General features: G+C 57.6%; 7 protein-coding genes and 2 pseudogenes. 7 read left to right on the forward strand and 2 right to left on the reverse strand.

Annotated elements, in window-relative coordinates:
• Positions 1-748: 748 nt before the first annotated feature.
• Positions 749-1360 carry a hypothetical protein gene (locus XH91_RS36315; RefSeq protein WP_128929914.1) on the reverse strand — a complete coding sequence of 204 codons (612 nt, stop codon included), beginning with the start codon at positions 1358-1360 and terminating at the stop codon, positions 749-751.
• Between the two features lie 1642 nt (positions 1361-3002).
• On the opposite strand from XH91_RS36315, the gene XH91_RS36320 reads away from it, so the two are divergent.
• Positions 3003-4112 carry a glycoside hydrolase family 28 protein gene (locus tag XH91_RS36320; RefSeq protein WP_232995663.1) on the forward strand — a complete coding sequence of 370 codons (1110 nt, stop codon included), beginning with the start codon at positions 3003-3005 and terminating at the stop codon, positions 4110-4112.
• 213 nt (positions 4113-4325) lie between these two features.
• Here the strand turns inward: XH91_RS36320 and XH91_RS36325 are convergent, their stop codons facing one another.
• A complete protein-coding gene (locus XH91_RS36325; protein WP_128930193.1) occupies positions 4326-5300 on the reverse strand; it encodes a pectinesterase family protein in 975 nt (324 codons plus the stop codon).
• A 262-nt stretch (positions 5301-5562) separates the two neighbouring features.
• On the opposite strand from XH91_RS36325, the gene XH91_RS36330 reads away from it, so the two are divergent.
• The 6 genes and pseudogenes from XH91_RS36330 to nifK all read left to right on the forward strand — a co-directional run bounded on the left by XH91_RS36330 (position 5563) and on the right by nifK (position 14145).
• The gene (locus XH91_RS36330) at positions 5563-5874 is read left to right on the forward strand and encodes a transposase (protein ID WP_128929916.1); all 312 of its coding nucleotides are present in this window, start codon (positions 5563-5565) and stop codon (positions 5872-5874) included.
• A 140-nt stretch (positions 5875-6014) separates the two neighbouring features.
• Positions 6015-7104, forward strand: a pseudogene (locus XH91_RS36335) (IS110 family RNA-guided transposase).
• A gap of 9 nt (positions 7105-7113) precedes the next feature.
• Positions 7114-7998, forward strand: a pseudogene (locus XH91_RS36340) (IS3 family transposase); the annotation flags it as partial.
• A gap of 1596 nt (positions 7999-9594) precedes the next feature.
• Positions 9595-10425 carry an SDR family NAD(P)-dependent oxidoreductase gene (locus tag XH91_RS36345; protein WP_232995639.1) on the forward strand — a complete coding sequence of 277 codons (831 nt, stop codon included), beginning with the start codon at positions 9595-9597 and terminating at the stop codon, positions 10423-10425.
• Between the two features lie 587 nt (positions 10426-11012).
• On the forward strand, positions 11013-12515 hold the full coding sequence (nifD, locus tag XH91_RS36350; protein WP_128929919.1) for a nitrogenase molybdenum-iron protein alpha chain: 1503 nt from the start codon (positions 11013-11015) through the stop codon (positions 12513-12515).
• Positions 12516-12600: 85 nt separating this feature from the next.
• Positions 12601-14145: a nitrogenase molybdenum-iron protein subunit beta gene (nifK, locus tag XH91_RS36355; protein ID WP_128929920.1), complete on the forward strand. Its 1545-nt coding sequence runs from the start codon at positions 12601-12603 to the stop codon at positions 14143-14145.
• Positions 14146-14209 lie beyond the last annotated feature (64 nt).

Raw genomic sequence — 14209 nt, forward strand, 5'->3', positions numbered from 1 at the left:
GCTGATCCGTTGGATCTGCGCAGGATCTTCTTGATTCTCTCGTTACGTCACGTTGTACGCATCATTCGCCGAATTGCGAAAGGGACACTTCGATGCTTCAGCAGAAATTCACGTTCATCGGGAGCACGCGATCGCGTCAACTTCCATCGCCACTCTCCATTGATCGGCGTGCTTACAACTCAGGTGGGCACGAGCCACGTTCTGACAGTGTGCGCGAGGAGGCGCAGTACGTCTGGCAATTGTGCCTTTCCCCTCAAGAGCGGATAACGTACATTCGAAACAATCGCTCGTATTTTGCTTTTGACAGCTATCGAGAGATGATCGAGGTTGTCCGCGGCCGTCGCTTCAGCGGTTGCGCGCCGCAACTTGTGAATTGGCGCCGCCGATTCAGAGCGGGAGTATGGCGCTTCGCCGCACTGTACTGCCTTGCGACATGGATATTTATTTTTTTTGCTCTCCGCTTGCTTCTCTCCTGATGGCAATACTGCGAGGTTTCCGATCCATAGACCATGAGCGGGCGTACGGCCGTCCGCTCTGAAGCGATTCTCCAGAGAGCCAGGGAGGAGGCGGCGATCCAACATGCGCAGCACCGGAGCGCAGAAAGGTTGTCTGCCCGCTACGACACTATGCGATTGCAACCCGCCCTGCCCAGTCGACTAACAGAAAACGTCAAAGCCGAGCACATCGGCATCTCCTCACAACGCGAGCAATCGCGGCTGCGCTACTTCGGAAACGATGTTAGGTACAGTCACATCTCTTCGGCGGCGGCAGCAATCGCAGCGACGCACTTGATGAAACGATTAAACTCGACTTTGGTTTCAGATGTCCGGCCGAGGATAAGTTTAGCTATATCTGTTCTATGGCATTGCGTCCGCAAACTCGGAGTTAACGCCGATACCGCTTTGTCAAAAAGATGGCCCAATCTCAAGAGCCTTTCCGGCTCATAGATGTCGCTCATTTCTACCGGAGCACGGTTAGCGAAGCGATCCGTCGCCTCAGTAGTGACGCATTTGACTTTGGAAACAATCCCGAGCTGCGCGAGTATGAGTTGATTTGTCAACTCAGTGAGATGGCGGGTTGCTTCGCCTGGCGCTTCACCTCCGCCCACTAACCTGCCAATCTCCGCAACTTGCGCTTCGATATTTTGCCTGAGACGTTCCTGAGAATCGCTCGGGTCAGCCGCATCAGGCGGGTCAGCAAGCGATTCGAGGTGGGGCCGCCGGGAAGGTAAGGGGCTTGTAAACAGTCGCCACCACGACAGATAGTGCCTCAGTTTCGGCAACCACAACGTTAAGGCCTGATCTCCCATGCTGATTTGTTCCGCCGAGGTCGAGTTTCTGGTACTGTTCATCATCATCATCACGTCCACCCGTTATATGGTTCTGTACCAGGACGCGCGCCGTGAGTGAAACGGCTAGTCAGCGTATAACGCACGCCATGCGGCCCCTGCGACCTGAGTACCAGGCTTGATCGACATCAGTGAAATCGATTGTTCTGATAGAGCGCATTCATATTCTGAATTGGTCGGCCGCACTGACATCGAGGCCATGCAGCGAACGCCTCCTCCCACCCGCTCGCGTCTGCCTTTCCCCCAAGACACGCTTTTTGCAAATATGGCAGAACAAATGGTGGTGCAGCATTGCGAGCATGGCCAGCGCTATGCAGTGTTTGGTCCAAGGCGCTCTACGGACGCAGGGAGCGGCGCTGGCCGTAGCTCTGATCCGCCGCAATCGCATTCGAGCGATTAGGGCCGTAACCTCCTGTCCGCGCCAACGTAACTCGTCACGATCTCTCGATCGCTCCGAACCTGATCGCGCTCGACTTCACCACCACAGCTCCACACCGGCTCTGGCTGGCTGACATCACCTATATCCCGCCTGTCGAGTGCCGGCTGTATCGCGCCGCCATCACCGACCGGTTCGGCCGCAAGATGGTCGATCGGCCCATGTGCTATCACATGCGGGCTAACTCCCCTGTGCTGTGATAACGACGATCCGCCAGCAGCCTCTGACGGACTGATCCATGATTGAGGTCGGAGCGAGCAGTACGTTCCACATATCGCGTGCGGAGCCCTGCGGCTGCGGGCTGTACCCGATCGACGCGCCACAAGGGCGACTGCTTCTACAATGCTTTGATGGAGAGCTTGTCCACCACCCTGCCGAGCTCGTTCACGATCGTCAGGAGGAGACTCGTGCCGATGCACCGCGTGTATATCTCCGCGTTCGTTCGTGACTGCTACATTCCCGCCCGGCTCCATTCCACCATCGGATCGCCCCTCCGATCATCGCCTCAAAAGCCAAAGTGGCTACGATCCATCATTTAAATGGGCCCCATCCAAACACTCAATTTTACTAAGCTCGGACAAACGCGCATACGCGAGACGGGCATTCGACAAGCTGCGCGGGGCGCGACCCAGCTGTTTTCTGATCGGTCACTTGAGGGACTTCGATGCAAGCCAATTGCGTAAATAGGTCGTACCCTCCGGGTGACTGCGACGGGCAGACCGGAAGACAAAGGCAAATACGGTCATAGTATGCGGACGTAGCAGTACATTCGGATGGCTAAATGACCCGCCAGCGATTTCGTTCGACTCCGGGAATAGGGAGACGTCTGCGGTCGTCGCTTTCCACCAGCGCACTTCCGCCGGATGGCCATCCGTTTCACCACGCGGCAATTGCACCCGCATCTACAGGTTACGAGACTTGCACAGCCGTAGCGACCGCCCGCACTTGCCTGCCTATGAAACCAATGGAGTGGCAATGGCCGCCCGTTTCCGCTACCTAGCCGCAGTTTTCATACTTGCGGTCGGGCTGCTTTCCGCCGCGTCTCAGGCAAAGGATCGCCGCAATGTTCGCGAACCGGCCGCGCCTAAAGGGGTATGCGCGCGCCTAGACCCGTCAGGTGGAAATGACACTGCCAGATTGCAAGCCGCCATAGACCATTGCGTCCCAAGCGCCGCCGTATATCTAGGCCCAGGGCCGTTCCTTTCGGGTCCAATCGAAATGAAGTCCGGCACAACACTGTGGCTCGCTGGGGGCGCGATACTGACGGCTGTAGCCGACCCAAAAGCATACCAAAAGAGCTCGGGAAGCTGTGGCCACATCGATCGGAGCGGTGATGGCTGTCGGCCCCTCATCAGTTTCACGAAGACTAAAGGCGGCGGTCTCTATGGATACGGTACAATAGACGGCGGAGGCGGGACCTTGATGGCGGGCACGGCTGAGACTTGGTGGCAACTGGCCCGTCGTGCACAAAGTGAGGGCGCAAAACAAAACGCGCCTCGATTGATCCAAATGGACCGTGCTGAGGACGTCTCTGTTCATGGCATCACCTTGCGCAACGCAGCAAACTTTCACATTGCGATGAGCCACGTGGAACGTGCTACCATCTGGGCGGTCATCATTGATACACCCGCTGATGCCCGCAATACCGACGGAATAGACCCAGCCGCAAGCGAGGATGTGACGATAATCCACTCCTTTATCCGCACCGGAGACGACAATATCGCGATCAAGGCTGGCACAAGCGGCCCTGCACGCCACATTTCCATTTTAGACAACCAATTCGGCTGGGGGCACGGCATGTCGATTGGTAGCGAACTGAATTCCGGTGTCAGTGACGTGCTGGTTCGCAACCTGACCTTGGACGGCACGACATTTGGTCTGCGCATTAAAAGCGATCCCAGCCGAGGCGGCTTAGTTGAGCGGGTTAATTACGAGAATATATGTATGAGAAATAACAAATGGCCCATACACTTCGACACGCGCTACGGCCCCTTCGCTGGCAATAACTTGCCACTTTATCAACAGATCGTCCTAAGGCACGTCTATGGGACTGATGGTACGCTCGTAATGCGAGGCTTTGATCAACAGCATCCGCTCGATATTGCGATGGAAGATGTGCGCTTTTCTCCCCGCGCAACTTGGCAAGTGGAGAATGCAACAGTGACCGCGGTCAATGTATTTCCATCTCCGCCAGGTGCCGCCGCTACTCCACATTACGGCGCATCGAACCCGTGCGTAGTTGCCTTCCGCCCGTTCCCTGAAGCCACCAGTAGCAAAAACGGTGGCATTGAGCGCGACCCTCGGGCCGCAGCTCCAATCGATCGCTGACGATCACAAAGGATTGGCCGGTGTAAAAGCCGGATTGCATGGTTGCGGTCAGCTTCGTACCCGCCGTGCTTGGTACGCAACTCGCACCAGTGCTTCCTGATACTCACGCTCCCACACAGATGGTCCCAATTCGGGCCCGCCAAGACAGCCCGTCTGCAGGCCTGTCGCTAATCGGCACCGGCGCGCTGCTATTGCGGGCACTCCCGCTGCGTTCTATCGCGCTTGCGGGATCCAGCTCGTATCGTGCGAGAAGAATGTCTGGAGCGACCATTGCATTGCCTCCCGATCGCTTAGCTGGCGCGCATATCTTTCTCTTCCTCTAGGATCGGCACCAGTACCGGAGGATCTGTATTCAGCATAGTAGGCGTTCATTAAGCGGCGGCTCTTGCCCGGGTCCCATTCCACCCACCCCTCAGCCATGACCGGCGCATTAATCTGCGACGATAAGAAGATCACCGCAGCATAGGGACGCCATGGACGCCCAAGAGCAATGTCGCGCGCGCCCTTGTCGGCTGTCAGCGTGCAATGATCAAACACAAAGGCGCTGTCTTCGTCCGGGAAGGCTCTGCTTTGTGCGGTATAGACGACTGCGTGGTTTGCAACACCGTGTAGCTCACATTGCCTAAAGTAGGCCTTGGCGTTACCAAATATAAAATCGATATGGCCTTCGACGTAGCAGTTTACGAAGAACTGACGACTGGCGTTCCTGTTCGGCCCCTTGTTGACAAACAATGTGTCTTGCGCACCAAGTATTCTGACGTTTGCAAAAACATCCTTGTCGCCGGTGACAGAAAGTGCCACTGCCTGAGATGCTGGATTGCCCGAATTGGCAGAATAGTCGTTCCAAACAGTCAGATTTTCGAGCCGGAAGTTATCGCCCGACGCATCTAAGGTCGCGGAACGGACAGTCCCACCCGCAGTGACGGCGCTATCACCGTAGACAATCACCGCTTCATCCGGCCCACCACCGGCGCCCTTGATATTGACATTGGGTTTCGTCACTCTAACCTTTCCGCGATAGGTACCCGGCGCGACTACTATACTTCCACCAGCCTGAGGTAGCGCGTCTACCGCGTCTTGTATTGACCTATACGCGCCCTTTTCAGATAACGATACCTTCAGTTGCTCGGCATCGCCTGAGCGAACACTCGCAATCGTTGCCATTAATGCGACGACGCACAACACCATCTTCAACTCGATCTCCTCCTGTTTTGGCTTGCGGTGGGGCTTGATTATCCGCTTGCCTGGAATAGCGCAATGACACTGCTCGCGACCACTCTCCCAACCGGCTGAGCTACTCGTCGAACATGGCCGCGCGTATGTGGCGCACTTTAGATTCACGTGACTAGCTAGTCATCTGGAACGCAAGTTCGTCACATTAGTTGATAGCTGAACTTCCTCCCGAATGAGTGGACACCTGTAGTAGGCTCGTTGAGCCTGGAGGTGTTGAATGGAACGTGCACGACGGTCGTTTACTGAAGAGTACAAGCGCGAGGCGGCAGGATTGGTGGTGTCGAGCGGCCGCTCGATCGGGTCGGTCGCCAAGGAGCTCGGTCTGCGCGACTCAGTGCTGCGGCGCTGGGTCGATAAGCTCCGGCGCGAGCCGGCATCGGCGGCGTGGCGCCCCACCACGCAGGCGACGCCGATGTCGGCGGACCAGGCTTCGGAACTCGCCTTGCTGCGCCAGGAGAACGAGCGGCTGCGGATGGAACGCGACATTTTAAAAAACTGTCCAGCGTCGTGGCGCGCCTGCGCGGGATAGAAACAGCCTTGTGCTATCATTTAGCTCGGAGGGTAGCGGCCGGAGAGTGGTGACGCCGTTTCGACGGCGATCCCGATTAGGAAGATGACAAATTGGCATAGCCCAGACCCTCCAGCCCATCATCGGACGGAGGAGTTGCGATGCCTAACAGGACAACCGACCGCGGCCCGGACCTAAAGCTGGTCAACCTCGGCGCGGCCGCTATCGATATCGGATCAAAGATGCACATGGCCGCGGTAAACCCGGCCTGCACCGACAAGCCAGTGCGTGCATTCGGCACATTCACGCAAGACCTGCATGAACTGGCGGACTGGTTCAAGATGTGCGGCGTGACCAGTGTCGCGATGGAATCCACTGGGGTCTATTGGATCCCAGTCTACGAGATCCTAGAACAGCGCGGGTTTGAGGTCATTCTGGTCAACGCGCGGTACGCCAAGATTGTACCTGGCCGTAAAACCGATCTCAGCGATGCCGCTTGGTTACGCCAGCTCCACTCCTATGGCCTGTTACGGGGCAGCTTCCGACCCGATGCCGAGATCGCAACGTTGCGAGCCTATCTACGCCAGCGCGAGCGGCTCGTGGAATATGCTGCCGCCCATATCCAACATATGCAAAAGGCTCTGATGGAGATGAACCTGCAGCTCCATCATGTTGTGTCGGATATCACCGGCGCGACCGGCATGCGGATTATCCGAGCCATTGTTGCAGGCGAACGCAATCCCGACCTCCTGGCAACCTATCGGGACGTGCGCTGCCACTCATCGATCGAGACGATCCGCGCAGCGCTCGTAGGCAATGACCGCCACGAACATGTTTTCGCGTTAGCTCAATCACTGGAGCTCTACGACGTTTATCAGGCAAAGATGCTCGACTGTGATCGCAAGCTCGAAGTCCTGATCAGTGCATTGAACACCAAAGGAGCAAGACCGGTCGGAAACCTAGCCAAGCCGCGCGTAAAGACCAAGCAGGTCAACATCCCCACCTTCGATGTCAGGACCGCACTGTACGGAGTGCTGGGCGTCGATTGAGGCGGTGACGGCGACGGCTCGCAAGATTGCGGTTTTATTCTACAACACACTCCGGCACGGCATGAGCTACAAGGATCCTGGCGCCGACCAATATGAGCAGCAATATCGTAGCCGCGTCCTCGCCAACCTACAGCGCCGGGCGAAATCGCTAGGCTTCGTGTTGCAGGCCCTCCCGGGCGACGCCAATCCGGCTGTTTCTTAGGAAGTCGATCGCGATCTTTGCCGGAACCCGGACATGAGCTTTCGCTTCATCGAGGACCATCGCGACACCTATCCGGTGCGGCTGATGTGCGCCGTGCTCGAGGTCTCGCCGGCCGGCTACTACGCTTGGCGCGACCGCCCCGTGAGTGAGCGGACAAAATCCCATGCCGCGCTGCTGGCCGAGATACGGCAGGTCCATCAGGACAGCAGCGGCCGCTACGGCAGTCCGCGCGTCCATGCCGCCCTGCGCAGGCAGGGACGCAGCGCCAGCCGCGGCCGGATCGAGCGGACGATGCGCCGGCATGGCATCCGCGCCATCACCGCAAAGCCACGCCGTGTGCGCACCACCGACAGCCATCACGACCTGCCGGTCGCACCGAACCTGATCGCGCGCGACTTCACGGCGGAAGCCCCGAACCGGGTCTGGCTCGGCGACATCACCTACATCCCGACCGCCGAGGGATGGCTTTATCTGGCCGCCGTCATGGATCTGTTCAGCCGAAAGATCGTCCGCTGGGCCATGCGCGATCACATGCACGTCGAGCTCGCCTCCGCAGCCCTGACGATGGCAATCCGGGAGCGGCGGCCGCAGGCCGGATTGATCTGCCACACCGACCGGGGTGTGCAGTACGCTTCGCACGCTTATCGCAGCACCCTTATGGAGGCCGGCATGACGGCATCAATGAGCCGCAGGGCCGATTGCTACGACAACGCCCCGATGGAAAGCTTCTTCCATACCCTGAAGACCGAGCTCGTCCATCATCGCAACTACAAGACCCGCGCCGAAGCTCAACGCGATATCTTCGCCTTCATCGAGGGATTCTATAACCGGACAAGGCTCCATTCCGCACTCGGATATATCCCCCCGATCGAGATGGAGCTAAAAGCCGCTTAACCCGTCCACTTTATCGGGGGAAGATCAGATCCAGGTCAATGTGTTGGGCGCCGAACGTCGGCGGGATAGAGTTACTTCGAGTAGGTCTGCCCGGTCGAGGAAATCTTGCAGGCCGGGGAGAGGGTCTGCGGCATCATGCGGCTGGGATGGCTCATAGGTTCTGTTCACATGGTGTCGGATAACGCCCTATCGATCAGGACGGCGCAAATGACTTACATGCTAGCAGGCATCGGCTGGCGGAGTTCCACATTGAGTTAGCAGCCGCAGAGCGCAGGCTGAGCGCGGACTCTGTCGCTTCTTGCATTTTGGTGAATCCCACCGCGTCCAATTGCTTATTCACTGCGTCGCACAAATGTAGATCGCGACGCTGTTCGGGATCCCGTTCCCACCCCGAAAGCGGCGCTGGCAGCCGAGCGTGCGAAGGTTTGGCGATCGGCGCTGAGCCGTTCGCTGTGGCCTACGCCCAACAGCTACCTTACGGAAGAATGTCGGAACCAAAAGAACTCGAGCCATTTTCTGCGGCCACCACAATGTCTGAAGATCCTCGGCATTCATTCAGTTCCCGAGAACTGCCGGGCGCCGGGCCGGCCTTAGCGAGGCACCTATGTTGTATGCCGCATGAGAGCTCAAGCCCGCCGAACTCCCTGGGAAGCAGCGATCATCACTGCAGGATCGATGCGCCTTTGAAGACTGCTCAGAGACGTTCGGCGGATTTTGCCGGCGCGACGATCACGATGTTCGCGCGCCGGGGACCTTCAGATTGCCGATTGCAAGACACAATCGGTGGCTTGATCGGCGCAATAGCAAAATGGCAGCTCCTGGCTCGACGAACCCACGGCTTGACATCTGTACTACTAGCGCCACTCTTTCCGCTCGCTGGCCTCCGGCCCAAAGCAGCTTTTTTAATAGACAACTGTGAGACCTTCTCACTTATGATCAAAACGCCGATTGGCCATTCCACGCCCACGCGTCGAGCCTATCTAGCCGTCACTTGCACATGAACTTCGCCTCCAGCCGAGCTCTCAATGATTGCGCTTCAAAAGCACAAGGCCATAGCGGTCGGCCGGCTTGTCCGCAAGTCAGCGGCAACAACATCTTTGTGCAGCAGGAGACGGCCGTGATGCCAAGACATACACAACTACCAGGAACGAAGGCGGACACCCGATGGCATCGATGACGGTGCGTCGGGACGCTGCGGAGAAACTCTCTCGCTCGTGTCCTCGGGCGTCCTGTAGCGACCGCTGCGGCGCCGGGTACGCCAGCGTGACCCGAATCGGCGCTTACCAGTAAGCTGACAGGATCATACCCAATGAGCGCCGGTTTTCAGTTTCATGTAGCGGCCGTGCCGTGCCGTCTAGACGCCGTTCTGTTCAAGCGGGATCTGTCGACGAGCCTCGCTTGTTGGAGTGTGATGACGCGGCACGCCACGCTCCGAATCAAAGCGGCCCGCCTCGTCCTACACTCTACATGTCGCGTAAGCGACATCGAGCCGCGCACATCGCGACTACCGGCCAGGAGACGCGTGGCCCGGGTCCTGCAGGGCCACCTGCTAGCATCATTAGAGTGCGCCCGCCGAGGCGCTATCAGGAGCTTCGCGTGACCCTCAATCTGCTGGACCGCCAAAATGTAACAGATGGCGCGCCAGCGCCCGCCGCGTGCCCATCTAGCAATAAGCGGCGCACTCAAAATGCCGAGGGGAAGACGCTCGTATTGACTGGTGCTTCCCGCGGTATAGGCCACGCGACCGGCAAATTGTTTTCGGCAGCTGGATGGCGGATCATCACGTGTTCTCGGCAGCCATTCGAGGGTAGCCGTTGTCCTTGGGAAGCAGGATTGGACAACCATATTCAAGCCGAACTTAGCGACTCTCGAGCGTTGCAGCACGCGATCGCGGAGATCAAGGAGCGGCTCAATGGCGGCCCTCTGCATGCGCTTATCAACAATGCGGGCATTTCCCCGAAGGCCGCTGACGGCACCCGATTAAATTCGCTGAACACTCCGGTCGACACCTGGAAGAGCGTGTTCCATGTCAATTTGCTCGCACCCATCATGTTCTCGCAGGGGCTCTTCCATCAGCTAACGCTCGCTTCTGGTGCAATCGTGAACGTCACCTCGATCGCCGGATCGAGAGTGCATCCGTATGCCGGTACTGCCTATGCGACATCAAAGGCGGCACTTTCGTGCTTGACCCGCGAGATGGCGCATGACTATGCGCCTTACGGGATTCGCGTCAATGCTATTGCACCAGGCGAGATCAAGACAGACATTCTGTCGCCGGAGACAGAAACCAATTTGATCCCAACTATCCCGATGCACCGGGTCGGAACACCGGACGAGGTCGCGAAGGTTATCTTCTTCCTTTGCTCGGAGGCTGCCAGCTATGTCACAGGTGCCGAAGTGCCTGCAAATGGAGGGCAGCATGTGTGATCAGACACCAAGAAGAGTTACTCACGCGCGATCGATTAATTGGCAGCTCCCGCATGGAGCGTTGAGCGCTCGCGTTACTCCCGACTAGCAATTCCTGATTCCGCAGTTTCGATCCAACGGCCACGCCGTACGAGCCAGGATAGCGCCGTTGCTCGCACGCCGCGGCGCGACCGCGATGGCACGCCTCTCGCCTGAGAGATACCACGTTTTGGCCCACGTTCCATTCCGGCCGCAGGAACATTTTTTATGAGCTGCCACATAGACGCTAGCCCCGATGCCCAAGGGGCGGCGGCCAGAAGGTGAAATTTATTAAGCGCGGCCTTTATAAAACAAGTCCCGCTAATATGGCTCGACGGGGCATGTCACATTTCGAACAATGCTACGAGTAAGAACATATCAGCACGCGGCTACGTCCACTTTGCGACAATCGGGTGCATCGACGCTGTCTGCCTCCGACCTTTTTCCTTCCTATCCGTCGGCACACTTGTTGCAAACGCCTTCTAATGCAGCCTCGCGTTAATAGATCGCCAGAAGCGCGCGCCGCGCAAGGCGCCCGATCGTTCAAGCACCGCATCCGAGGAATTCGTATGAGCATAGTCACTACCCAGAGCGCCGCGGAGATGAAGGCCCGCAACAAGCAACTGATCGATGAGGCCTTAAAAATCTACCCGGAAAAGACCGCCAAGCGCCGCGCCAAACACCTGAACGTACACGAGGCGGGTAAGCACGATTGCGGGGTTAAGTCGAACCTGAAGTCGATCCCCGGAGTAATGACGACTCGCGGCTGTGCATACGCTGGCTCCAAGGGGGTCGTGTGGGGCCCGATCAAGGACATGATTAACATCAGCCACGGTCCGGTCGGCTGCGGCCAATATTCCTGGGCTGCACGCCGCAATTACTACATAGGCAAGACCGGAATCGACAGCTTCGTCACCATGCAGTTCACCTCCGACTTCCAGGAGAAAGACATCGTGTTTGGCGGCGACAAGAAGCTCGGTAAGGTCATTGACGAACTTCAGGAGCTCTTTCCGCTCAACCACGGCATTACGATTCAGTCCGAGTGCCCGATCGGCCTTATCGGCGACGACATCGAGGCTGTGTCGAAGGCGAAGTCAAAGGAACACAATGGCAAGACCATTGTACCGGTTCGCTGCGAAGGGTTTCGCGGCGTCTCGCAGTCGCTTGGCCACCACATCGCCAACGATGCGCTGCGGGACTGGATCCTGGACAGAGTGTCGCCGGAAGCGACACCCGCGTTCGAGTCAACGCCCTACGATGTCACGATCATCGGCGACTACAATATCGGTGGGGACGCTTGGTCATCGCGTATCCTGCTCGAAGAGATGGGCCTGCGTGTGATTGCGCAATGGTCCGGCGACGGCAGCCTCGCCGAACTGGAAGCAACGCCCAGGGCGAAGCTCAACCTATTGCACTGCTACCGTTCGATGAACTACATCTCCCGACACATGGAGGAAAAGTTCGGCATTCCATGGTGCGAGTACAACTTCTTTGGCCCTTCCAAGATCGCCGATTCGCTGCGCAAAATTGCCAGCTTCTTCGACGAACGCATCAAGGAAGGTGCCGAGCGTGTGATCGCCAAGTACCAGCCGCTGATGGCCTCGGTAATTGAGAAGTACCGCCCCCGCCTCCAGGGCAAGACAGTGATGCTGTTCGTCGGCGGCTTGCGTCCCCGCCACGTAATCGGCGCCTATGAGGACCTTGGTATGGAGGTCGTAGGAACGGGCTACGAATTCGGCCATCATGACGACTACCAGCGCACTGCTCAGCACTACTTAAAGGACGGCACACTGATCTATGACGACGTCACGGGCTACGAGTTTGAGCGTTTCGTCGAGACCATTCAGCCAGATCTCGTCGGCTCCGGCATAAAGGAGAAGTACGTCTTCCAGAAAATGGGCATTCCATTCCGTCAAATGCACTCCTGGGACTATTCCGGTCCTTATCACGGCTATGACGGCTTCGCGATCTTCGCTCGTGACATGGACATGGCAATAAACTCGCCCGTCTGGAAGAAACTCAAGGCACCTTGGAAGGATACTCCAGCGCCAGGCCTAATGGCCGCGGAATAAAGGAATGCACAGATCTGGCTCCGCCTATGCGAGAAGGCGGGCCAACCTAGTCGATAAACCAATCGCCGAAAAGGAGAGTGCCGCGTTGACACAGAATGCCGAACACGTCCTCGATCACTTGGATCTATTCCGAGGTCCGGAATATCAGCAAATGCTCGCCAAAAAGAAGGCGCTGTTCGAGAACCCGCATGACCAAAGGGAAGTCGAGCGGATCAGCGAATGGTCAAAGACGCGAGAATACCGCGAGAAGAACTTCGCGCGTGAAGCATTGACTGTGAACCCCGCCAAGGCCTGCCAGCCACTCGGTGCGGTGTTCGCTGCCTCCGGTTTTGAGGGCACGCTGCCCTTCGTTCACGGCTCACAGGGTTGCGTCGCATACTACCGAAGTCATCTTTCGAGACACTTTAAGGAGCCAAGCTCCTGCGTCTCTTCCTCGATGACTGAGGACGCCGGGGTGTTCGGTGGTCTAAACAACATGATTGACGGGCTCGCTAACGCTTACAACATATACAAGCCCAAGATGATCGCGGTTTCCACCACGTGCATGGCCGAAGTGATCGGGGATGACCTGAACGCCTTCATCAAGACAGCGAAGGAGAAGGGGTCAGTCCCGGCACAATATGATGTTCCCTTCGCTCATACACCTGCCTTTGTCGGCAGCCACGTGACCGGGTATGACAATGCGCTGAAGAGCATCCTTGAGCACTTCTGGGATGGCAAGGCAGGCACCGCCTCCAAACTAGAGCGCAAGGTGAACGGCAAGATTAATTTCATCGGTGGGTTCGACGGGTACACGGTCGGGAACATCCGGGAAATTAAGCGCGTCTTCGAGTTGATGGGAATCGAATATACTATACTCGCCGACAACAGCGATGTCTTCGATACTCCGACCGACGGCGAGTTCCGCATGTATGATGGCGGCACCACGCTGGAGGACGCGGCTAACGCGATCCATGCCAAAGCCACGATCTCCATGCAGCAACACTGCACCGAGAAGACACTGTCCTTCGTCGAGGGGCACGGTCATGAGGTTGCCGCCTTCAACTACCCCATCGGTGTCAGCGCGACGGACGAATTCCTAATGACTGTGTCCCGCATGACCGGCAAGCCGATCGCGAAGGCATTGGAGCGGGAGCGCGGCCGTCTCGTGGACGCCATGGCAGACTCCAGTGCGTATCTGCACGGCAAGAAGTTCGCGATCTACGGCGATCCGGATCTCTGCTACGGGCTCTCTTCATTCCTCCTGGAGCTCGGTGCAGAGCCGGCTCATGTGCTGTCTACGAATGGTGGCAAGGCTTGGGCAGAGAAAATGGAGGAACTGTTTGTTAGTTCACTGTTTGGCAAGAACTGCTCTGCATATCCCGGCAAAGATCTCTGGCACATGCGCTCCCTATTATGCACTGAGCCGGTCGATTACCTGATTGGCAACACCTACGGGAAGTACCTCGAGCGCGATACCGGGACGCCACTGATCCGCATCGGTTTCCCTGTGTTCGATCGGCACCATCAACATCGGTATCCCGTCTGGGGTTATCAGGGCGGCATAAACGTTCTTGTCAAGATACTGGACAAGGTCCTGGACCAGATGGACAGGACTGGAGCGGACTATAGCTTTGATATCATCCGCTGACGTAAATGATTTGGTCTAGCGCCGGCCAGAGCAGGGTCGACGGCCGGTGTCTAGCCAGAAAGAT

The organism is Bradyrhizobium guangzhouense (assembly GCF_004114955.1).
Taxonomy (GTDB): domain Bacteria; phylum Pseudomonadota; class Alphaproteobacteria; order Rhizobiales; family Xanthobacteraceae; genus Bradyrhizobium; species Bradyrhizobium guangzhouense.